The 20,522-nt window shown below is 61.7% G+C and carries 18 protein-coding genes; 4 read left to right on the forward strand and 14 right to left on the reverse strand.

The features are described 5' to 3' along the window. Positions 1 to 18 precede the first annotated feature (18 nt). From BMX59_RS30460 to minC, 6 genes are all read right to left on the reverse strand, one after another. Positions 19 to 195, reverse strand: coding sequence for a hypothetical protein (locus tag BMX59_RS30460; RefSeq protein WP_163034621.1), 177 nt, complete (start codon positions 193 to 195; stop codon positions 19 to 21). Positions 196 to 321: 126 nt separating this feature from the next. Beyond that, complete coding sequence (locus tag BMX59_RS14025; RefSeq protein WP_092243143.1) at positions 322 to 1,611, reverse strand: M18 family aminopeptidase; 1,290 nt, start codon at positions 1,609 to 1,611, stop codon at positions 322 to 324. A 161-nt stretch (positions 1,612 to 1,772) separates the two neighbouring features. Then, positions 1,773 to 2,408: an RluA family pseudouridine synthase gene (locus tag BMX59_RS14030; RefSeq protein ID WP_015885133.1), complete on the reverse strand. Its 636-nt coding sequence runs from the start codon at positions 2,406 to 2,408 to the stop codon at positions 1,773 to 1,775. A gap of 96 nt (positions 2,409 to 2,504) precedes the next feature. Then, complete coding sequence (minE, locus tag BMX59_RS14035) at positions 2,505 to 2,759, reverse strand: cell division topological specificity factor MinE (RefSeq protein WP_010208824.1); 255 nt, start codon at positions 2,757 to 2,759, stop codon at positions 2,505 to 2,507. Between the two features lie 3 nt (positions 2,760 to 2,762). Beyond that, positions 2,763 to 3,575, reverse strand: a complete 813-nt coding sequence (gene minD, locus BMX59_RS14040) for a septum site-determining protein MinD (protein ID WP_071490790.1) — start codon at positions 3,573 to 3,575, stop codon at positions 2,763 to 2,765. Between the two features lie 166 nt (positions 3,576 to 3,741). Continuing rightward, on the reverse strand, positions 3,742 to 4,479 hold the full coding sequence (gene minC / locus BMX59_RS14045; RefSeq protein WP_071490789.1) for a septum site-determining protein MinC: 738 nt from the start codon (positions 4,477 to 4,479) through the stop codon (positions 3,742 to 3,744). A 119-nt stretch (positions 4,480 to 4,598) separates the two neighbouring features. Between minC and BMX59_RS14050 the strand changes: the two genes are divergently transcribed. Further along, positions 4,599 to 5,534 carry a lipid A biosynthesis lauroyl acyltransferase gene (locus BMX59_RS14050; protein ID WP_071490788.1) on the forward strand — a complete coding sequence of 312 codons (936 nt, stop codon included), beginning with the start codon at positions 4,599 to 4,601 and terminating at the stop codon, positions 5,532 to 5,534. A gap of 30 nt (positions 5,535 to 5,564) precedes the next feature. Then, positions 5,565 to 6,689, forward strand: coding sequence for a patatin-like phospholipase family protein (locus BMX59_RS14055; RefSeq protein WP_092243148.1), 1,125 nt, complete (start codon positions 5,565 to 5,567; stop codon positions 6,687 to 6,689). A gap of 3 nt (positions 6,690 to 6,692) precedes the next feature. Here BMX59_RS14055 and BMX59_RS14060 read toward each other — a convergent pair whose 3' ends face one another. The 7 genes from BMX59_RS14060 to puuE all read right to left on the reverse strand — a co-directional run bounded on the left by BMX59_RS14060 (position 6,693) and on the right by puuE (position 13,828). Further along, the gene (locus BMX59_RS14060) at positions 6,693 to 7,478 is read right to left on the reverse strand and encodes an outer membrane protein OmpK (RefSeq protein ID WP_093122394.1); all 786 of its coding nucleotides are present in this window, start codon (positions 7,476 to 7,478) and stop codon (positions 6,693 to 6,695) included. 437 nt (positions 7,479 to 7,915) lie between these two features. After that, positions 7,916 to 9,262 (reverse strand): nucleobase:cation symporter-2 family protein, encoded by a 1,347-nt coding sequence (locus BMX59_RS14065; RefSeq protein WP_071490786.1) that lies wholly within the window; start codon positions 9,260 to 9,262, stop codon positions 7,916 to 7,918. Between the two features lie 132 nt (positions 9,263 to 9,394). Further along, positions 9,395 to 10,678 carry a urate hydroxylase PuuD gene (locus tag BMX59_RS14070; RefSeq protein WP_093122397.1) on the reverse strand — a complete coding sequence of 428 codons (1,284 nt, stop codon included), beginning with the start codon at positions 10,676 to 10,678 and terminating at the stop codon, positions 9,395 to 9,397. A 51-nt stretch (positions 10,679 to 10,729) separates the two neighbouring features. Then, positions 10,730 to 11,233: an ureidoglycolate lyase gene (locus BMX59_RS14075; RefSeq protein WP_028617272.1), complete on the reverse strand. Its 504-nt coding sequence runs from the start codon at positions 11,231 to 11,233 to the stop codon at positions 10,730 to 10,732. 119 nt (positions 11,234 to 11,352) lie between these two features. After that, complete coding sequence (alc, locus tag BMX59_RS14080; RefSeq protein WP_071490783.1) at positions 11,353 to 12,348, reverse strand: allantoicase; 996 nt, start codon at positions 12,346 to 12,348, stop codon at positions 11,353 to 11,355. A gap of 41 nt (positions 12,349 to 12,389) precedes the next feature. After that, the gene (uraD, locus tag BMX59_RS14085; RefSeq protein WP_092243154.1) at positions 12,390 to 12,905 is read right to left on the reverse strand and encodes a 2-oxo-4-hydroxy-4-carboxy-5-ureidoimidazoline decarboxylase; all 516 of its coding nucleotides are present in this window, start codon (positions 12,903 to 12,905) and stop codon (positions 12,390 to 12,392) included. Then, complete coding sequence (gene puuE, locus BMX59_RS14090) at positions 12,902 to 13,828, reverse strand: allantoinase PuuE (RefSeq protein WP_092243157.1); 927 nt, start codon at positions 13,826 to 13,828, stop codon at positions 12,902 to 12,904. Before puuE ends, uraD begins: the two co-directional genes overlap by 4 nt. A 345-nt stretch (positions 13,829 to 14,173) precedes the next feature. Between puuE and uraH the strand changes: the two genes are divergently transcribed. Continuing rightward, on the forward strand, positions 14,174 to 14,527 hold the full coding sequence (uraH, locus tag BMX59_RS14095; protein ID WP_071490780.1) for a hydroxyisourate hydrolase: 354 nt from the start codon (positions 14,174 to 14,176) through the stop codon (positions 14,525 to 14,527). A 165-nt stretch (positions 14,528 to 14,692) separates the two neighbouring features. Next, positions 14,693 to 19,900, forward strand: a complete 5,208-nt coding sequence (locus BMX59_RS14100) for a dermonecrotic toxin domain-containing protein (protein ID WP_139212875.1) — start codon at positions 14,693 to 14,695, stop codon at positions 19,898 to 19,900. On the opposite strand, the gene BMX59_RS14105 is transcribed toward BMX59_RS14100, so the two are convergent. Next, positions 19,890 to 20,516, reverse strand: a complete 627-nt coding sequence (locus tag BMX59_RS14105; RefSeq protein WP_092243163.1) for a LysE family translocator — start codon at positions 20,514 to 20,516, stop codon at positions 19,890 to 19,892. The two genes, BMX59_RS14100 and BMX59_RS14105, sit on opposite strands and share 11 nt — an antisense overlap. Positions 20,517 to 20,522 lie beyond the last annotated feature (6 nt).

Below are 20,522 nucleotides of genomic sequence, written 5' to 3' on the forward strand. Positions count from 1 at the left end.
AGTGTACGAGTGCAAGCGTCATTCGGCCAGTTTGGCGAGGATCTTGTACACCACGGTGCCCAGGATCAGCAGCATGCCGAGCCACATGCCGAACACGCCAAGGGGCTTGTCGCGAAAGTTGAAACCCACGGCCAACATGATCATGCCGATCAGGATAGGGATAAGCATGGCGTGGAAGGAAGACATGGAGATCATGGTGCGACGGCCTTGTCGGAGTGGGAATACTGACAAGTCTAGGTCGGATTATGAGAAGTGCAGGTGATATAGATCAGGGGTACACAACACCAATGTGGAGAGGGCAAGCCCCCTCCCACATTCAGATCAGGGCAGATCGTGGCTCGCGTAGAACGCCCCCAACACCTTGACCAGGTGCGCCAGGTCATGGCTGCCGCACAGTTCGCGGATCGAGTGCATGGCGAACGTCGGCAGGCCGATGTCCACGGTGCGCACGCCCAGGTGGCTGGCGGTGATCGGGCCGATGGTTGAGCCGCAGCCCATGTCGCTGCGCACCACGAAGCTCTGCACCGGTACTTCCTGGGCCATGCACAGGTGGCGGAAGAACCCGGCGGTTTCGCTGTTGGTGGCGTAGCGCTGGTTGCTGTTGACCTTGATCACCGGGCCGGCGTTGAGCTTGGGGCCGTGGTTGGCGTCGTGCTTGTCGGCGTAGTTCGGGTGCACGCCATGGGCGTTATCGGCTGAGACCAACAGGGATTTCTGAATGGTGCGTACGAATTCATCACCTTCCGGCAGCAGGCGACGCAGGGTCTGCTCCAGCATCGGGCCATCGGCGCCGCACGCCGAGCAGGAGCCGACTTCTTCGTGGTCGTTGCACACCAGCACGCAGGTTTCTTCGCTGTCGCTGGTGAGCAGGGCTTGCAGGCCGGCGTAGCACGACAGCAGGTTGTCCAGGCGTGCGCCGGCGATGAAGTCACCGTTCAGGCCGATGACCGCAGCGCCTTGGGTGTCGTAGAAGCTCAACTCGTAGTCGAGCACCACGTCGGCGTTGAGTCCATGTTCGCGTGCCAGTTGATCGGTGAGCACGGCGCGGAAGTCCACGCGCTCGTCACCGGCAAATTGCGCGAGGATGGGCGGCAGCTCGGTCTGGGCATTGATCGCCCAACCCTGGTTGGCTTCACGGTTCAGGTGAATGGCCAGGTTGGGGATGATGGCAATCGGCAGCTTGAAGTCGATCAACTGGCTTTCGACCTTGCCGTCGCGGCGGAAGGTCACACGGCCGGCCAGGGACAGGTCGCGGTCGAACCACGGCGCCAGCAGCGCGCCGCCATAGACTTCCACGCCCAGTTGCCAGAAACCCTGGCGTTGCAGCTCGGGCTGGGGCTTGACCCGCAGGCACGGGCTGTCGGTGTGGGCGCCGACCAGGCGGATACCGCCCTGCAGCGGCGAATGACGGCCGAGCTTGAAGGCGATGATCGAGGAATCGTTACGGGTGACGTAGTAGCGCCCGTTGGGCTCGGTGGCCCAGGTTTCGCGTTCGTCGAGACGCTGGTAGCCGGCCGCTTCCAGGCGCTGGGCCAGGGCGGCAGTGGCATGAAAAGGAGTAGGGGAGGCCTTGAGGAAGTCGATCAGGCCTTGATTCAACGCTTCGCGCATAAATAGCTCCAGACAGCAATGCGCGGAGTTTACCGTTCGATGGCAAGAAGTGCACAGCACAAATGTGGGAGGGGGCTTGCCCCCGATGGCAGTGGTTCAGCCAACCCATACAGTGATTGACACTCCGCCATCGCAGGCCAGTGGAATCTGCGTTGACAGCTTTAAAACGGTGCGGGGCACTCGAAGCGCAACCGTTCGCCACTTTGCGGGTGAGTGAAGCTCAACATGCTCGCATGCAGGCACAGGCGTGGCCAGGCGGCCAGGGCTTGCTCATGGGCATACAGGCCGTCACCCAGCAGCGGGTGGCCGATGGAGAGCATGTGCACACGCAGCTGGTGCGAGCGCCCGGTGATCGGTGTCAGCTCGACGCGGCACCAGTCCCCGCAGCGCTCCAGCACCTTCCAGAACGTCAGCGCGTGCTTGCCGAACTCGTGGTCGACCACATGCCGCGGCTTGGTCGGTGGGTCGTAGCGCAGCGGCAAATCGATGCTGCCACTGTCCAGTTCCGGCTGGCCCCAGGCCAGGGCGGTGTAGGCCTTTTCGGTTTCTCGGTCATGAAACTGGCGGGACAGCTCACGGTGCGTGTCGGCATCCCGCGCCAGCAGGATGATGCCCGAGGTTTCCCAGTCCAGGCGATGGACGATACGGGCTTCGGGGTAGCCGTTTTCCTGCAGGCGGGTGATCAGGCAGTCCTTGTTGTCGTCGGCGCGGCCAGGCACCGAGAGCAGCAGGGTGGGCTTGTTCACCACCAGGACGGCGGCGTCCTGATACAGGATGTGGATATTGGACAGCGGCATCAAACAGCCTCGTAACAAACGCCAACGGCGGCTCGCCCACCCGGTTCCCGAAAAGGGATCAAGGTGACCGAGCCGCCGTGGCGGCCGCCTGTTCGATCAACGATCAGGCAGGGTGATATTGAGTTCCAGAATCGAGCAGCTGCCGTCATTTTCCAGGGCGACATGCACGTCATCGTTGCCGATATTGACGTACTTGCGGATCACCTCGACCAGTTCCTTCTGCAAGGCTGGCAGGTAGTCCGGGGTGCTGCGTTGGCCGCGTTCGTGCGCCACGATGATCTGTAGACGCTCTTTCGCGACCGACGCGGTCGTAGGCTTTTTGTTGGCGCGAAAGAAGTCGAGAAATTTCATTGTTTAGTTGCCTCCAAAGATACGCTCGAAGAATCCCTTCTTCTTGACATCGAGGAAGCGGTGTTCCACGGTCTTGCCCAGCAAGCGATCGACGGCATCGCTGTACGCCTGGCCGGCGTCGCTCTGGTCATCAAGAATCACTGGCACACCCTGGTTGGAGGCTTTCAGCACCGCCTGGGATTCTGGAATCACGCCCAGCAGGGTCACTGCGAGGATTTCCTTCACGTCTTCAACACCGAGCATCTCGCCGTTGCTGACACGCTCAGGGTTGTAACGGGTGAGCAGCAGGTGCTCCTTGATCGGATCGCGGCCTTCTTCGGCGCGCTTGGACTTGCTGGCCAGCAGGCCGAGCATGCGGTCCGAGTCACGTACCGAGGAGACTTCCGGGTTGGTCACCACGATGGCTTCATCGGCGAAGTACATCGCCAGGTGAGCACCGGTCTCGATGCCGGCGGGGGAGTCGCACACCACGTATTCAAAGGTTTCTGCCAGTTCGGCGATGACTTTGCCGACGCCTTCTTTGGTCAGCGCATCTTTGTCACGGGTCTGGCTGGCGGCCAGCACGTACAGGTTTTCAAGGCGCTTGTCCTTGATCAGGGCCTGTTGCAGGTTGGCTTCACCGTTGACCACGTTGACGAAGTCATACACCACGCGGCGTTCGCAGCCCATGATCAGGTCGAGGTTACGCAAACCGACGTCGAAGTCGACGATAACTGTCTTGTGGCCGCGCAGAGCGAGGCCGGTACCGATAGCGGCGCTGGTGGTGGTCTTACCCACACCACCCTTGCCGGATGTAACCACGAGAATCTTGGCCAAGGTGTTTCACCCCTAAGGAAAAAGGACTTTTCAGTCCCTGAAAAACATCTCTTGGAACTCGCTGCAGGCGGACAGCCTTGTAGGAATAAAAAATTCCTACATAAGTAATGCCGGTTTCGCTGTGCTATCAGAGTCTAGAGATGCTTGGAAAATGCGGCAGTATCCGTTAAAGACGGATGATGTTCAACACATCGCCCGACAGGTTGACCTGCACCGAAGCCCCCCACAGCGGATCACGGCGCAAATCTTCTGAAACCTTGTACTGGCCTGCGATGGACACTAGCTCAGCGGTCAACTGCTGGCAAAAAATACGGGCCTTGGTATCACCCTTGATGCCGGCGAGGGCACGTCCGCGCATCGGGCCGTATACATGGATATTGCCATCGGCGAGAAGTTCCGCACCCGGGCTGACCGAGGAGACCACCACCAGGTCGCCCCCCTGGGCATAAATCTGCTGCCCGCCGCGTACGGGCGAGGTGATGATCTTTGTAGGCTTGATCGCAGGCTCGGGTGGTTTTTCCGGTTTTTTCTTCTCTTCGCCGACCAATGGTTCCAGTGGACGCTCGCGCGCGCCGGACGGTGGCAGTACTGGCAGTTCAATGGCGATGGCCGCCGCGATGTCCTCGATACGGCTGGCGCGAATCGCCAGCGTGCGCAGGCCATGGGAGCGGCACACGCGCATCAGGCCGGGCAGATCGATGCTGCCCTGGTCGGCGGGCAACTTGTCCAGGGCCAGCACCAGCGGGGCGTTGTTGAAGAAGTTCGGCGCCAGGGCGACCTTGGCCGCAAGTTGGCGGTCCAGGGCGTCGAGGTCGTTACGGGCGAGTTCCAGCACGGTGATGGCGAGCATGCTGCCTTTCAGCTGGAACACGGGATCTTGGTCTAGCGGTTCGGTTTGGCTCATGGTCGGCAAAAGCGGCTTGTCACGAAAAGTGTCGAGACTTATAACGAGAACACTCACTGGCCGCAAGCCGGGTCGAACCGTTGTAGAATGCGCGGCCCTTGTCTTTACCGGAATCTGTAATGGATCGCCCGCGTTTTCGAGCTGTATTTTTTCACCCGCGTTTCTGGCTGTTATGGCTGGGACTCGGCCTGTTGTGGCTGGTCACCCAACTGCCGTACCGCGCGCTGCTGACCATCGGTCGCCTGCTGGGTGCCGGCATGTACCGCGTGGCCGGCGAACGCCGCCGCATCGCCGCACGCAACCTGGAACTGTGCTTCCCGGAAAAATCCGCCAAAGAGCGTAAACAGTTGCTCAAGGAAAACTTTGCCTCCACCGGCATCGCGTTCTTTGAAATGGCCATGAGCTGGTGGTGGTCGCGCCAGCGCCTGGCGCGCCTGGCCCACGTCGAAGGCCTGGAACACCTCAAGCAGGCGCAGTTGGATGGCAAGGGTGTGATCCTCATGGCCCTGCACTTCACCACCCTGGAAATTGGCGCAGCGTTGCTGGGGCAGAAGCACACCATCGATGGTATGTACCGCGAGCACGGCAACCCGCTGTTCGACTATATCCAGCGCCGTGGCCGCGAACGTCACAACCTCGATTCCCTGGCCGTGGAGCGTGAAGACGTGCGCGGCATGCTCAAGCTGCTGCGCGCCGGCCGTGCCATCTGGTACGCACCGGACCAGGACTATGGCGCCAAGCAAAGTATCTTCGTGCCGTTGTTCGGCATCCAGGCCGCTACCGTGCCGGCCACCAGCAAGTTCGCCAAGCTGGGCAAGGCACTGGTGGTGCCGTTCACTCAACAGCGCCTGGCCGATGGCAGCGGTTACCGCCTGGTGATCCACCCGCCGCTCACCGACTTCCCCGGCGAAAGCGATGAAGTCGACTGCCTGCGCATCAACCAATGGGTTGAAGCCTCCGTGCGTGAATGCCCCGAGCAATACCTGTGGACCCACCGCCGCTTCAAGAGCCGGCCACCGGGTGAACCCAAGCTGTACGAAAAACGCCGTCGATAAGACAGACATTTCCCCACATGGAGTGACGCAATGCGCCCAGCTGAACCGGTTACAGGCTTGATTCTTTCCGGCGGCGGGGCGCGAGCGGCGTATCAGGTGGGGGTATTGGCGGCGATTGCCGAGTTGCTGCCCTCGGGTGCACCCAATCCTTTTCCGGTGATCGTCGGCACCTCGGCCGGTGCGATCAATGCGGTGAGCCTGGCCAGTGGCGCCATGGACTTCACCGCCGCGATCCAACGCCTTACCGCTTTCTGGCAGGGCTTCAGCAGCCATCTGGTGCTGCGCAGTGACTGGCCGGGGGTGATCCGCCAGGCAAGCCGTTTCCTGATCCACAGCCTGCTGGGCTTGGGCGCACAAGTACCGGTGGCACTGCTCGACAGCACGCCGCTGAAGGCGCTGCTCAAAGACAAGCTGCATCTGGACGGCATCGACGAAGCCATCCGCAACAAACACCTGCATGCGGTGGCGGTTACGGCTTTTGGTTATGAGTCCGGGCAGGCAGTGACCTTCTATCAGGGCGGCGGCACCATCGACGCCTGGTTGCGCCACCGCCGTATCGGCCTGCCGACTCAACTGACGGTCGAACACCTGCTGGCCAGTTCGGCGATCCCCTTGTTGTTCGCCCCGGTCAAACTCGACCAGGAGTACTTCGGCGACGGCGCCGTTCGGCAGTCGGCGCCGATCAGCCCGGCGTTGCACCTGGGCGCCAGCCGCGTGCTGGTGGTCGGTGTCAGCGGCAACCCGCGGGGCAATGAGCCGGCGGTACAGCGCAGCTACACCGGCCAGGAGCCGACCCTGGCGCAGATCGGTGGGCATATGCTCAACAGCACGTTCATTGACAGCCTGGAAAGCGATATCGAATTGCTCGAACGCTTGAACCAGTTCAGCCATGTCGCACCCGGGGTGGCGGCGGTGGAGGTGCTGGTGATCGCACCCAGCCAGCCGATCGATGAGATCGCGGCGCGGCATCGCCAGGAACTGCCGGCGGCGTTGCGCTTGTTTCTGCGCGGGCCGGGGGCGACCAAGACGAGCGGGGCGGGGGTGTTGAGTTACCTGTTGTTCGAGGCGGGGTATTGCAGTGAATTGATCGAGCTGGGGCGACGGGATGCGTTGGCCAAGCGCGAGGAATTGTCGAAATTCCTCGGCCTGGCCTGACGGTCAGAAGTGATACTTGACCAGGAAGCTCGCCGTGTCCTGGTTGGTCTTGAACGCGCCGGAATCTTCGATCCCGTACTTGTTCTTCCAGTAGTCGTATTCAAAGCCCACGTACAACTGCTTGTCGCCCCAATGCAGCGCCTTGCCCAGGTCATATTTGACCTGCGGGTTGAAGTGCAGATTGGCGTGGTAGGTGCCACGGGCGTTCTTGTCGTTGTCCGTCACCCAGTCCATGAAGCCGTCGATCAGCACGTCCGAATTGCCCACTGGGATGGTGTAGGACCAGACCGGCGTGATCTGCCAGACGCCGTCACCCGGGCGATTGCCTTCGGTCTGGCGTTGGTAGAAGTTCAGCTGGAAGTAATCGAAACCGGGGATGTTCAAGTCAAAGCCAGGCCCGAGCAGGTACGACTCGTTGTCGCCTTCGCCGAACTCGTAAGTGAGCGCCAGCAATACATCCTTGATGGGGCCGAAGGACAGGTCTTTATCGAAGATCTTGCCGAATGACAGCCGTGGGCTTATTTCGCCGTAATACGTACTGGGGCCGACGTTGCCGTCTTCCTTGCCGTTGTAAAAGATGCGGTCGACGAAGATAAAGTTATCACCGTACTTCCACGCATCGGCATGTTCGAACGTGACGGTTTGCTGAATCTGCGGGTTGACGGTAAAGCTCTTGCCCCACAAGTAAGTCAGGCTGTTGTTCTGCCACTGCAACAGGTCACCGGCCACGGCTTGGCCACCGGCCAGCAGGGATCCCGCCAGCATCAGGCCTTTGAACATAGGTTTCATTCGGTTGCTCCCGAGTTAAAGTTTTATGGTTTTTCTTCTACGCAGGCGCTCTGGTGTGGCGCCTTTTGGTTCGCTGCAAAAATCGTCTGTTCGGTCAGCTTTAGTGCTTTTAGCAAGAGCTGCGCCAAGGTGTTTAAAAAGCCAAAAAATCCCCGTCGGCTGCATGAGATGCAGTCGAATTCAGAGGACATTTGCGCACTTTGGCCGCAGACATTAGGCCGGGATAAGTTGGCCTTGCAGTCAGCTTTTACATTCGCTGTTTTTTTTTGAGTCGATTCGAGCGGGCGCGGAGAATACTGGCTCCCAGGCCTGGGCTCAAGTGCGCCGTTACAGCGCGCGCGGGGCGAGAATGGGGCACGGCTTGTGACCGGCCCCGGGTGAACGGTGTGCATGTTGATGTTCCCAGTTTCGTTATTGTTTTTGTGCGAACGAAGGAATCAATGCGTAGGAGCAACGGCTGGTCGTTCAGAACCGCCGAGAATGTTGAACAGGATATTCAGCGACAACGCGCTGAGGGTGGCCATGGCGATACCGCTGTGGGTAATCGGGCTCATCCATAGCGGCAGCTGCGCGAAGAACTCCGGGCGCACCACCGGGATCAGGCCCATGCCGATGCTCACCGCCACCAGCAATTGGTTGCGCCGGTCGGCGATATCGGCTTCCTGCAGGATCTTGATCCCGGTCGCCGCCACCATGCCGAACATGGCAATCGCCGCGCCCCCCAGCACCGCCGGCGGGATCGACGCGACCAGGTACGCCGCCTTTGGCAGCAGGCTGAGCACGATCAGAAATGCGCCGGCCATCATCGTCACCGAACGGCAGCGCACGCCGGTCATCTGCACCAGGCCGATGTTCTGCGCGAACGAAGAGTGGGTGAAGGTGTTGAAGAACCCGGCAAAGAACGACGCACCGGCATCACACAGCAGGCCGCGCCGCAGCATTTTCGGCGTGACGTCCTGGCCGGTGATCTTGCCCAGCGCGAGGAACATCCCGGTGGACTCGACAAAGATGATCACCACCACCAGGCACATCGACAGGATCGGCGCCAACTCGAATTTGGGCATGCCGAAGTGCAACGGCGTCACCACCTGCACCCACGGCGCCTGGGCCAGGCCACTGAGGTCGACCATGCCGATGGCGCCGCACAAGGCGTAGCCCAGGCCCATGCCGATCAGCACCGAGATGTTCACCCAGAAGCCACGCATGAAGCGGTTGATCAGCAGGATGGTGGCCAATACAAGCGCGGCAACCGCCAGGTAGACCGGTGAGCCGAAAGTCGCGGCGGCACTGCCACCGCCGGCCCAGTTCACCGCCACGGGAAACAGCGACAGGCCAATCGCGGTGATCACCGTGCCGGTCACTAACGGCGGGAAAAAACGCACGACCTTGGACATGAACGGTGCGATCAGCATGCCAAAGAACCCGGCAGCGATGGTCGCGCCGAAGATGCCCTGCAAGCCGATACCGGGCATGCCGGCCATGGCGACCATGCTGCCGACGGCGGCAAAACTGGCGCCCATCATCACCGGCATGCGAATGCCCACCGGGCCGATGCCGAACGACTGCACCAGGGTGGCGATGCCGGCGACCAGCAGATCAGCGTTGATCAGAAAGGCGATTTCTTCACGGCCGAGGCCTGCGGCCTGGCCAATGATCAAGGGCACGGCGACGGCGCCGCCGTACATCAGCAAGACGTGTTGCAGGCCTACCAGAATCAGTTGCAAGAGGGGCAGCCGCACCAGGGCGGGTGCGGCGGGAATCTGCGGTTCGGCTAACTCGGTCATGCAACACCTCGGATCTTTTTATTGTTGTGTTGTTCGGCATTCAATTGCCGGGTGGAACTCGATCTTCAAAACACTGGAGACCCTTGTGGGAGGGGGGCTGCCCCCTCCCACCTTTGGATCTGCGCCAGCCTGTCAGTTGGTACGCGCCCCCTGGTTGATCCAGGTGCCAATCAAATCCCGCTCCTGCTGGGTCATCTGGGTGATGTTGCCCAGCGGCATGATCTGGCTCGCCACGGCCTGCGCCTGGATACGTGCGGCCTGCTGCTGGATCTGCGCCGGGGTGTCGAACATCACACCCGCTGGAGCCGTACTGAACAACGGACTGGTGGGCTTGGCCGAGTGACACACGGCGCAGCGCTCCTGGATCACCCCGTGGACCTTGTCGAAATCAATCGTCGCCTGGGCCGGCGCAGGTTCAGCGGCGGGGGCGGCAGGCGCTGCCGGTTTCAAGCCACCGCCCAGTGCGGTTTCCGGCAACGGCTGGTACTCGATGGCCGCCGGGGCCTTGGCCACTTCGGCCAGCGGCTTGGGGCCGGTCACGTAGGCGAGGCAGATCATTGCCAGTGCACCCACCGGCAACGTCCACGCGTACTTCTGGCTGTTATGCCGGGTGTTGAAGTAGTGGCGCACCAACACCGCCGCCACCGCGATGCCCGCCAGGATCAGCCAGTTGTATTGGCTGCCGTAGGTGCTCGGAAAGTGGTTGCTGATCATGATGAACAGCACCGGCAAGGTGAAGTAGTTGTTGTGACGCGAACGCAGCAGACCTTTGGCGGGCAGCGCCGGGTCCGGCGTGCGGTTTTCCGCGATCGCCGCCACCAGCGCGCGTTGTGCCGGCATGATGATGCGGAACACGTTGCCCACCATGATGGTGCCGATCACCGCACCCACGTGCAGGTACGCACCCCGCCCACTGAACACTTTGCTGAAGCCGTACGCGGCGGCAATCAACAGCACGAACAGGATGAAACCGAGCAGGGCAGGGCGCTTGCCCAGGGCCGAGTCGCAGAGGAAGGAGTAGATGAACCAGCCGGCGAACAGTGAGCCAATGCCCAGCAACACGCCTTCCGGGCCACTGAGGCTGCTGCCCGGGGCCAGCAGGTACAGGGTCGGGTTCCAGTAGAACACCACGCACAGCAGCGCAATGCCCGACATCCAGGTGAAGTAGGCCTCCCATTTGAACCAGTGCAGGTTGTCCGGCATGGTCGGCGGGGCCAGTTTGTATTTTTCCAGGTGGTAGATACCGCCACCGTGGATCGCCCACAAGTCACCGGCCAGGCCGCTCTTGGGGTTGACGCGATTGAGGTTGTTTTCCAGCCAGACGAAGTAGAAAGAAGCGCCGATCCACGCGACGCCCGTGATCATGTGAACCCAGCGCACGCTCAGGTTCAGCCATTCCATCAAATGTGCTTCCACAGTCTTTACCTCTCGCCTGTCACCCTTGTTGTCGGGTGATCAGACCTTCTCTTATTGGTGGGGGGCGAGGATCAACCGCTCATCCTCTTTGAAAAAATGCTCATCGCAGTTATTGCCTGTGCCACTGCGATCAACCACCAGGAAGTCATCCCGCTTTTCGATCGTCAGCACCGGGTGGTGCCAGACGCCGCGATGGTAATTAATGCCCTGCCTGCCGTTGGTGACGAAGGCGCGGACCAAGCCCGATACAGGTTCATCGCCAAGTGGCGCGACCACGATCAGAAAGGGGTTGCCGAGCAGCGGAATGAAAGCCTGGCTGCCCAGCGGGTGTCGTTCCAGCATGCACACGGTCAGCGGCATGTCCTGCGCATCGGCGCGGAAGATGCTGATGATGGCGTTGTCCTCTGGCTTGGCGGTTTCCACCGTGGCCAGTTTGTGGAAGCGCATGGTCGACCCATTGTTGATCATGAAGTGATCGCTGCCATCGGTTTCGATAACGTCTCCGAAAGGGGCGAAGGCTTCTTTGGTCAGGGGTTCGATCATCAGTGTGCGCATGGCTGTCTTCTTATCCGAATACTGTGTTGTTTGATCTATTGTCATCGCGGGCAAGCCCGCTCCCACACTTGGAATGCATTCCCCTGTGGGAGCTGGCTTGCCTGCGATGGGTTCACCGCTTACTTGGCGACCTTGCCCAGGACCCGCAGGCGGCTCACGCCACCATCCGGGAACACGTTCAGCCGGATGTGGGTAATCGGCCCCAGCGCCTTGATCTGCTCGGCAAAGGTGTGTTCGGCGTGCATTTCCAGCTTCTGCGCCGGCAGCAGTTCGCGCCAGAACAGCGACTGGGTTTCGATCTGGCTGTCGGTGCCGCCCTTCACGAACGCGCCCTGGATCGAGCAGGTGTCCGGGTAGTTGCCCTTGAAGTGCAGGGTGTCGACGATGATCTTCTCGATCTCGCCCGGGTGACCCAGCGCCACGATCACCCAGTCATTGCCCGGTGTGCGACGGCGCGCGGTTTCCCAGCCGTCGCCCATGTTGATGCCACGGCCTGGATTGAGGATGTTGCTCATGCGGCCGAAGTGTTCATCGGAGCAGGCCAGGGCACGGCCACCGTTGAGTGCTGCCGCCAGGTCGACCTGTTCGTTGTCGCCCACCGAGGACCAGTCGCGAAACGGCACGCCGTATACGCGCAGGCGCGCCACGCCGCCGTCCGGGTAGATGTTGAAACGCAGGTGGCTGAAGGCCTGGTCGTTGTGGATCTCGTGATAGTGGTGGCTGTTGCCTTGCAACTCGACGGCGGACAGCACTTCGACCCACTGGGTGTTGTCATCCGGCTCGCCCGAAGTCAGGAAGCAGGCTTCCAGGGAGGCCGATGGCGGGAAGTTGCCGGTGAAGAATGAAGTGTCGATGTCCACGCCTTTGATCGAGCCCGGCACACCCAGGCGGATCACCGCGCTGTCGTAGCCTTCGAAGCGCTTGCGGCGCGACTCCCAGCCGTCCATCCACTTGCCGTTGTCATCGAAAACGCCCTCCTTCCATACGGCCGGGGTCGGCTGGAACAGGCGATTGGCGTCGGCGAACCAGTCATCGGTGACGGAGATGATCTTGGTGCCCAGGCGGGCGTCGGCCAGGTTGACGAATTTCTCGAAAGGTACGGCGTAAGCTTTCATTCTTCTTGTCTGCCTTAGATAAAGTGGCTGGGGATGGTCGTTTAGAGGGTCAGTAAACGGAACAACGCGATCTTGTTGATCTCGTCCAGCGCGCATTTGAACTCGGTGTCCACCGAATTGTGGATGCGCGTTTCGAACGCGGCGAGGATCTGATGCCGGTTGCTGCCTTTTACCGCCATGATGAAGGGAAACTTGAACTTGGCCTTGTAGGCGTCGTTCAGCTCGGTGAAGCGCGAGAACTCTTCGGCCGTGCATTGGTGAATCCCCGCGCCAGCTTGCTCATCGGTGCTGGCTTGGGTCAGTTGGCCCTGGACGGCGGCTTTGCCGGCCAGGTCCGGGTGAGCGTTGATCAGCGCCAGCTGGCTGGCATGATCAGCGCTCAACAGGATGTCGCTCATGCGCTGGTGCAGGGTTTCGATCTGGTCGATCGAAGCATCCTGGCCCAGGTCGAAGGCCTTTTCGGCCACCCATGGCGAGTGTTCGTAGATATCGGCGAAGGCAGCGACAAACTCATCGCGGCTCAAGATCGAGGGTTTCAGGCCGTGGAACGCAGTCATTTCGCCGCTCCCGTGTAGGGGTGGGTTTGCTGCCAGTGGCGGGCAATGTCGACGCGGCGGGTGAACCACACCTGCTCGTGACCTTTGACGTACTCGATAAAGCGCTTCAACGACGCCAGGCGCGCCGGGCGGCCGATCAGGCGGCAGTGCAGGCCGATGGAAAGCATCTTCGGTGCCTCGGCCCCTTCGGCGTAGAGCACGTCGAACGCGTCCTTGAGGTACTCGAAAAAATCATCGCCCTTGTTGAAACCCTGCACCTGGGTGAAGCGCATGTCGTTGGTGTCCAGGGTGTAGGGGATCACCAGGTGCGGCTTGCCGGTCGGGGTGTTGGGTTCCCAGTAGGGCAGGTCGTCGTCGTAGGTGTCGCAATCGTAGAGAAAGCCGCCTTCCTCCATGACTAGCCGCCGGGTATTGGGGCCGGTGCGCCCGGTGTACCAGCCCAGTGGGCGTTCGCCGGTGAGTTCGGTGAGGATGCGGATGGCTTCGAGCATGTGCTCGCGCTCCTGGGCCTCGTCCATGTATTGGTAGTCGATCCAGCGGTAGCCGTGGCTGCAGATCTCATGGCCGGCGTCGACCATGGCGCGGATCACATCCGGATGGCGCTGCGCGGCCATGGCCACGGCGAAGATGGTCAGCGGGATATCGAATTCTTTAAACAGCTTGAGGATGCGCCATACGCCGGCACGGCTGCCGTATTCGTACAGCGACTCCATGCTCATGTTGCGCTCGCCTTGCAGGGGCTGGGCCGAGACCATTTCGGAGAGAAAGGCTTCGGATTCTTTGTCGCCGTGCAAGATATTGCGCTCGCCGCCTTCTTCGTAATTGAGTACGAAAGACAGCGCAATGCGCGCCTTGCCCGGCCAGTGGGGGTGAGGAGGGTTACTGCCGTAACCGATCAGGTCGCGTGGGTAGTCAGCGCTCACTGCAGTCTTCCTTCTTGTTCGTCGTAGTAGCGATGAGTGATTGTATACAACTTATCGCGCACTTTGTAAGCCTACATTTCTGCATTTTTTCGGCGGAGCCCTGAACTATTGGTGTAGCAAGAAACTTGCCTGGTTGGTCAGCTAATGGACAAAAGGTCGTTTAAAAGCAAGGATAACGCGCAGATTGCGCTGTTGAGCAATGGCAGCAGGCTGATCTAAGAGTTTGTGATTTTTATTGTGTACAATTTTTTTAAAAAGTGTCTTAATCGATCATCGCCGGCTTTTTCGATGCCCTGAAAAAGTGCGGATCACTCTTCTATTGACCACAGGAGGCGCGTAGACGCCATGGGACGCTTGACCACACACGTATTGGACGCCGCGCACGGCTGCCCCGGCAGCGCAATCAAGGTTGAGCTGTACCGCGTCGAAGGCGCGCAGCTGGCACTGGTCGCCACCGCGCAGACCAACAGCGACGGCCGCTGCGACGCACCGTTGCTGCAAGGCGATGACTACCGCAGCGGCGTGTACCAATTGCAATTCAGCGCCGGCGACTACTACCGCGCCCGTGGCGTGCAACTGCCGGAGCCGGCCTTCCTCGATGTGGTAGTGCTGCGTTTCGGCATCAGCGCCGAGCAGGATCACTACCATGTCCCGCTACTGATTTCGCCCTACAGCTACTCCACCTATCGCGGTAGCTGAGCGTCACCTCGCTTCACACCCCCAAAGCTCTTCGTTGGTTTCGCCCGCGCACACTGCGGGCTTTTTTTCGCCGGGCGTTGGTCCATGCGCCCGTTCAATTATGTGACGCACACCTTAGAGGGATGAGGCCTAGGCTCGGCTTCTTTCGTACAAGAAGACGCCGTCATGAGCTCTGATCCCCTTAACCCCGCAGTTTCGGCACCGGACACAATCCCCGCCGAATCCCATGATCTCGACAGTCCCGTTCAAGCCCGCGAGGACCGTGATCAAGCCGTCCGCCGCTTGCTGACGCGCCGTCTCAACGCATCCGCCCAACCCAGTCGAGTGATCAACCAATGGCACGGCGTGAACGCGCGCTGCATCGAATCCTCAAAGGCGCTCAAGCGTCTGATCGGCAGGGCGCCACGGGTGTTGCGGGTGATTCGGTTCGCGTTGCAGGAAGCCTTCGGTCTCGACCCGGACAACCTGCTGTTCACCGAGCCGCTGCCGCCACGTCCCGCGCAGAAAGTCGACAGCCTGACCGAGCGCGCGTTGGCGTTGTTCAGTGATCCTTCCTTGCCGATCAACCTCAACCAATACACCGCGCTGAGCCTCAAGGACGACCCTGCGCGCAAACTGCCTTTTACCGCCCTGCAGGCGCTGGAGCAGGTCAAGGGCCTGGCGTTGATGGCTCGGCTCGACAACCAGGTGCGTGATTACTGGCGGCATCTGGCGTACGGCTCGTGGTTGACGCGCCAGGCGCGTTGGGTGCAATTGCGCAAGCGCTTGTTCATCGACGCCGGTTTCCTGGCTCACCAACTGGATGAACTGTCGGACGCGGGTTGGGCGATGGTGCAGCAGGTGGCGGACGCGCCTTCCGACGAGGCACGCCAGCGCGCGGGTGGCGATTGGGCTGGTGTGCGCGTCAGCACAGTGCTGTGGCCCGGTACGTTTCAGACAGCGCTGACCATTCCCGGCGCCCTGCACCTGTACCGTGAGGGCGCGGCGCAGCAGGCGCCCCACGTGATCTATCTGCCAGGGATGGCCCGCGCATTCTATGAGTTCAACACCTGGGAACAGATGCAATGCGGCTTGACGAGCCTGTTGAACGGCGAGTTGTTCAGCTTCCTGTGGCAGTGCCTGCCGCTACGCCGTCGCCACGAAGCCTGCCGCAGCGAGACGCGGTTGGCGTGTGGTGCTGCCCTGGCCGGCGATGCCTTGCAGCACAGTGCAATCGCCGTGCTTGAGGCGCAATGGGATAACGAACTGGCGTGTGCGTTGTCGATCAATCACGCGGCAGTAGCCGCACCGGCTTCGCTGGGGCGTGACACGGCGCGCTTGCTGCGGTTTATCGAAAAAGGCCGGGACCGACTGGCGATCGTGGAGCGCCTGGGCGCTTCCCTGGGGACCTTGTTGGGCTGGGACGCAACGCGGCGTGCGGATGAAATCATCCTTGGCCAACTACCTTTCGGGATGGCCCTGCGCTGCCGCGAGCAGCAGGTGGAGCGCTATGAAAAGCACCTCATGAGGTTGCTCGACCTACAGGACCCGAGTCGGGAGAGTACGGCTTATGAAGCGCTGGTCACGCTCAATGGGCAATGGCAAACACAGGCTGATGCGGTGCAGGCCTTGTTGAAAGGGCCGGATGAGCGCCTGCTGAGCCCGGCATTCTGGTTGGAGCACCCTGGCGGCACGCGCAATCGCACCACCTTGCTGTTGATCGCCCAGCGTGAGGCGCTGTTGCATGAGGCGCAACGGCTACAACGTTTGAAACTGGTAGGCGAGGCGCCCTTGCAGCGCCTGGTTGAAGTGTTGAACAAACCCCAGGCCAGCGACCGCAAGGGCAGCGATACTTGCGTACTGCGGGTGCTGTTGGGTGGCCAGGGGGCGTTGGGGGCGTTCGTGGTGACGACAAAACAGGCTCACGCCACCCCGGGTCGGACGCAGCCCGTGCTGCTGTGTGTGGCCGGGCGTTTTGGCGGGCTGGCTGAGTTCGACAGCCTGGAGACGCTATCCGCACGCCTGCGGGCGAGCCTCGGCAGCCGTGACGGATCGCCCCTGTGGCACTGCGTGGGGCGCGATCGGCGTCAGGCGTTGAAAGCCACATCGACCGTTACGGTGACGTATGAAGTGCTTGAGGAACATGTGCTGCATCATGGGTTCACTGAACTGATCCACCACTATGCCCGGCTCGACCAGGAGGCGGATCAGGGCTCGCGGCCGTTCAGTGAAGTCCACGACCCGGCGCTGATTCGGATGCTGTTGGCTGCCGAGTTGCGTGAGCACCTACAGGTGTCGGCCCATGATGCATTGACCCACGCCATGGCCAACCTTGATCTGCTGCGCTTCGCCGCCACCCAGGCGAAAAAACTGCCGGCGTGGCTGGGCCAGGCGCAGGCTGATCAGCGCAATGCATACCGACGTTTGCAACTGCACTATCTGAGCAGTGCCCAGGCATTCGAAGCCAAGCTCTGGCGTGAATTGCCGGAGCTGGAAGTGTTTGCGCGCACGCGGTTGATCGCTCAGTTGACGCTGGATGGGTTGTACCCGGAGGTGGACATCGATCAGCCTTTGCTGGATATGCCCGATGATGTCAGTGCCTATTTTTGCGGGTGGACCAGCCAGTGCGGGGTGGGCGAGCGGGACGTGAAGAAAGTCGTCAGCCCGCAACGCACCACGTTCAGTCTGTTGCAATTGGCCCTGCACAACCTGGATGCCCAGGCGCCCTGGACCGAGTGGCGCTTGAACCGCGCGCGCTACCTGGCGCCACAGTGGCAGCAACGCTTGAATCCGGGCTACTTGATCAAGACCCTGTCAGCCCTGGATATTGGCGGGCGCTATGACACGCTGATCCAAAAGGTGTTCTATCCGTCTGCTTCCGCGTCCCCACCGTTGCCCGATGCCCTGATTCACCGAATGCTGCGCCAAGAGGCGCGAATGCATGTGTTTTCGGCGGCGCGGCAAGGCTTGAGCAGTGCCGCCCAGGGCGTGCTGAACGCCGCGATGGCGGCTGACCTGAACCTCGGCGGCCAACGCTTGCGACTGCACTTCGTGCGTCTTCGCGGCCATACCCTGGAACACGACCGTCACATCGCCGGGATACTGGTGATCCACGACGAGTCCTCAGGGTTGTGGCTGGTCTACTGGCCTGCCGCAGTGGACGGACCGGCCATGACCGAGTACGCCAGCCGAGCGCAGGCTGTCGCCGGATTGAACAAGGCCTGGGCGACGCCGGCCAATGTGAAGGCGCTGGCCCGTCAAGTCGCGCCGGGGTGGGAGGCAGAGGCCATTGCCAGCTATCCCGCCGTCGGCGGCGCAGGCGCCATGCTTGCTCTCGGCAGTCCCAAGCTGGTGTATGCGCCGGTACGTGGGTTTTATGTGCTGGAAACGATCGAGGCAATCACCCGATTCATTCGCACGTTCAAGGTCAAGCACCGCGTGCCGGCGGTGGCCGTGGAGGATATCCACGCGCAGATCAACGAGCAGATCGGCGCCGCCCCGAACGACTGGCTCGACTTCAGCGCGACCACCGCCAGCCATGCGCTGTCCCTGCTGGCCCATGCCAGACTCCTCGAAATCCAGCACCGTGCACAAGGGCGAGCGGTGTCGGCCAAGACGTTGGCGGCCTACCGGCAAGAGCGCTTGGGTGAGCAGCACGCCGCCACATTGCGTGGGTTACTGTCGTTCGTGCCGGTGATTGGCCTGGGTGTCAGTCTTTACGAAATTCTGTTGGCGGCCCGGCGCTTTCATCACAGCCGCCAGGCCGGGGACGCCGTGGACCTGGCGTTTGTCACTCTACTGGGTTTTGTGGATCTGCTGAGCGCGTTCATGCCCGGGCCCAAGGGCGCGCGGGTAACGGGGAGTGCAGCCGTACGCACATCGATGCTGGGTGCACTGGGCCGGCTGCATCGTCGTCAAGGGATGGCCGGGGGCGGGCTGTCTACGCTCAAACCGTCGGCGGCCTTCCCGACCAAGGTGTTGGAACGTTTTCGCAAAGACCTGCCGCCCAATGCCGCCGTCGAGTTGCAGGGGCCGGGCAATCGGGGCACCTACGTCAAGGGGGGCGAGCAGTTTGTGGTCGACGATACCCATCAATACCCGGTCTATCGACGCCAGGATGAACAGGTGCTGCGTCTCAGACATCCACAGGATGATGTGCAAAACGAGTTGATTCTGTACATCGAGGAACCCGGGCAATGGCTGCTCGGCGCCGATGCTCCGCCGGCCCAGCCGCAGCCAGGGCCCAGCACCGGTATGTGGCGGCCATGGGCGACGCCTCCCCGCGTCCAGGAGTGGTCGCCGCCCTCTCATGTGCTCCTGCAGGAGCACGTGGCGCGCGCGGCCCCTCTGCCCGGGGCGGGGCAGGGCTGGGGGTTCGATTCACGTTGGGCGCTGACAGACCTGCTGCCCGAGCAGGGGATATTCCGTGTGGTGGGCGGGGAGGGGGAGCGCGCCTTTGAGGTGCTTCGGCAAGAGGGGCGCTTGTTCAGGCTGCTGCCCGAAGGAACCCGCTCGTCGTTCCAGGACATTATCTTCCTCACCCGCAACCGCGCGCTGGCCCCTCAAGCGGTCACCGACATCCACTACTGGCTCGGTGCCGGTTTCATTGAACAGCCGATCCCCGCGGTGCGGGGAGCCGATGGTCTCTGGAAAGCGCGGCCGGTGCTGTTCCTGGAACCTCTGGAGAACACGGTGGGCAGGGTTTTCCCCCGGATGAGGGAACTCAGCAGGCGCTACGTCAGCGAGCGCTTGATCGAACTGGCCGACGCCGGCCGTGAGGTCACGGCCAGCCACCTGTTGACCCTCCGCGCCACACTGGACCAGTGGCTTGCCCCCGGCGCCGTGGGGCGCACCGACGACCTGCTGAAACTGCTGAGTGCCACCTACAGCCGGCGGCGTTTGAGTTTCTATATCGGCTATGAAGGCCGCTCACCGGGGTTTACACGCTTGGATTACAACCTGCCTGTGCCCCTGGACCCCTCCTTGCGCATGACCACCCGGGAAAACGCCAGTCTCAGGGCTCAGTTGGTACAGACGGCGGTCGCGCAGGTGCTGGAGCAGCAAGGGTTTGTCACCCACGCGATTGAAAAGCGCATGGGCGGTCAGTATTCGGTGGATTACTTTTGCACTCACCCCAGATCCACCGCCAAATACTACGTGCTCACCCGCTGGGTGAAGGACAGCACCGTCAACCTGCGTTCCGCCAGCAGCGTTCAACTGACCGACGATTGGTTCAGGCGGCGCAGTGTGGCGCGCACGTATTCAGAGCATATTCCCGAGATCAACCTGGCCCTCAATCAGCACCGCCTGGTCAAGATCATTGCCGGTATCCAGTGGGCGCCGCGATCCGACCCGACGGTGTTTTTCGTCAAGTTCGGCGGGGTCAGCCCTTGAGCAACGACAGTGCACCCGCGCCGCCGAACAGCCCGGCGCTGATCCGGTTGAACCAGCTCTGGCCCTTGCCGCTGCGCAGGTAGCGCGCAGCGCCGTGGGCACTCAAGCCGTAGGCCAGCTTGCACAAAAGGTCAAGCACGGTCCAGGTGGCGATCATGATCAGCAACTGCGCCAGGAACGGCTGCTGGCTGTTGAGAAACTGCGGCAGGAACGCGGCAAAGAACAGGATGTCCTTGGGGTTGCTGGCGCCCAGCACAAACGCACGCCCGAACAGGGCGCGAAAGCGTGGCGTCGGCGCGGCCTGCGGGACCTCGGCTCCCTGGCTGGGTTGACGCGACTGCTGCCAGCTCTGCCAGGCGAGATAAAACAGGTACAGCGCGCCGACGATCTTCAGCGCGCTGAACAGTTGTTCCGAGGCCAGCAGCAGGGCACCCAGGCCCAGCGCCGAAGCACTGAGCAGACAGATCGAGGCCGTCACGCCGCCGAGGAATGCAGGGTAGGAGCGGCGCAAGCCATAGTTGAGGCTGTTGCTGATCATCAACAACGACAGCGGCCCGGGGATCAGGATCACCACCAATGCCGCGCCACTGAACAACAACCAGGTTTCCAGACTCATGCCTTG

The sequence above is a fragment of the Pseudomonas sp. NFR09 genome, assembly GCF_900111535.1.
In the GTDB taxonomy this organism is placed as follows: domain Bacteria; phylum Pseudomonadota; class Gammaproteobacteria; order Pseudomonadales; family Pseudomonadaceae; genus Aquipseudomonas; species Aquipseudomonas extremorientalis.

Bases quoted from the DNA above. Each gene is read 5' to 3' on its own strand.
- BMX59_RS30460 (WP_163034621.1), bottom strand. From the start codon at position 195: ATGATCTCCATGTCTTCCTTCCACGCCATGCTTATCCCTATCCTGATC.
- BMX59_RS14025 (WP_092243143.1), bottom strand. From the start codon at position 1,611: ATGCGCGAAGCGTTGAATCAAGGCCTGATCGACTTCCTCAAGGCCTCC.
- BMX59_RS14030 (WP_015885133.1), bottom strand. From the start codon at position 2,408: ATGCCGCTGTCCAATATCCACATCCTGTATCAGGACGCCGCCGTCCTG.
- minE (WP_010208824.1), bottom strand. From the start codon at position 2,759: ATGAAATTTCTCGACTTCTTTCGCGCCAACAAAAAGCCTACGACCGCG.
- minC (WP_071490789.1), bottom strand. From the start codon at position 4,479: ATGAGCCAAACCGAACCGCTAGACCAAGATCCCGTGTTCCAGCTGAAA.
- BMX59_RS14050 (WP_071490788.1), top strand. From the start codon at position 4,599: ATGGATCGCCCGCGTTTTCGAGCTGTATTTTTTCACCCGCGTTTCTGG.
- BMX59_RS14055 (WP_092243148.1), top strand. From the start codon at position 5,565: ATGCGCCCAGCTGAACCGGTTACAGGCTTGATTCTTTCCGGCGGCGGG.
- BMX59_RS14060 (WP_093122394.1), bottom strand. From the start codon at position 7,478: ATGAAACCTATGTTCAAAGGCCTGATGCTGGCGGGATCCCTGCTGGCC.
- BMX59_RS14065 (WP_071490786.1), bottom strand. From the start codon at position 9,262: ATGACCGAGTTAGCCGAACCGCAGATTCCCGCCGCACCCGCCCTGGTG.
- BMX59_RS14075 (WP_028617272.1), bottom strand. From the start codon at position 11,233: ATGCGCACACTGATGATCGAACCCCTGACCAAAGAAGCCTTCGCCCCT.
- alc (WP_071490783.1), bottom strand. From the start codon at position 12,348: ATGAAAGCTTACGCCGTACCTTTCGAGAAATTCGTCAACCTGGCCGAC.
- uraD (WP_092243154.1), bottom strand. From the start codon at position 12,905: ATGACTGCGTTCCACGGCCTGAAACCCTCGATCTTGAGCCGCGATGAG.
- uraH (WP_071490780.1), top strand. From the start codon at position 14,174: ATGGGACGCTTGACCACACACGTATTGGACGCCGCGCACGGCTGCCCC.
- BMX59_RS14100 (WP_139212875.1), top strand. From the start codon at position 14,693: ATGAGCTCTGATCCCCTTAACCCCGCAGTTTCGGCACCGGACACAATC.
- BMX59_RS14105 (WP_092243163.1), bottom strand. From the start codon at position 20,516: ATGAGTCTGGAAACCTGGTTGTTGTTCAGTGGCGCGGCATTGGTGGTG.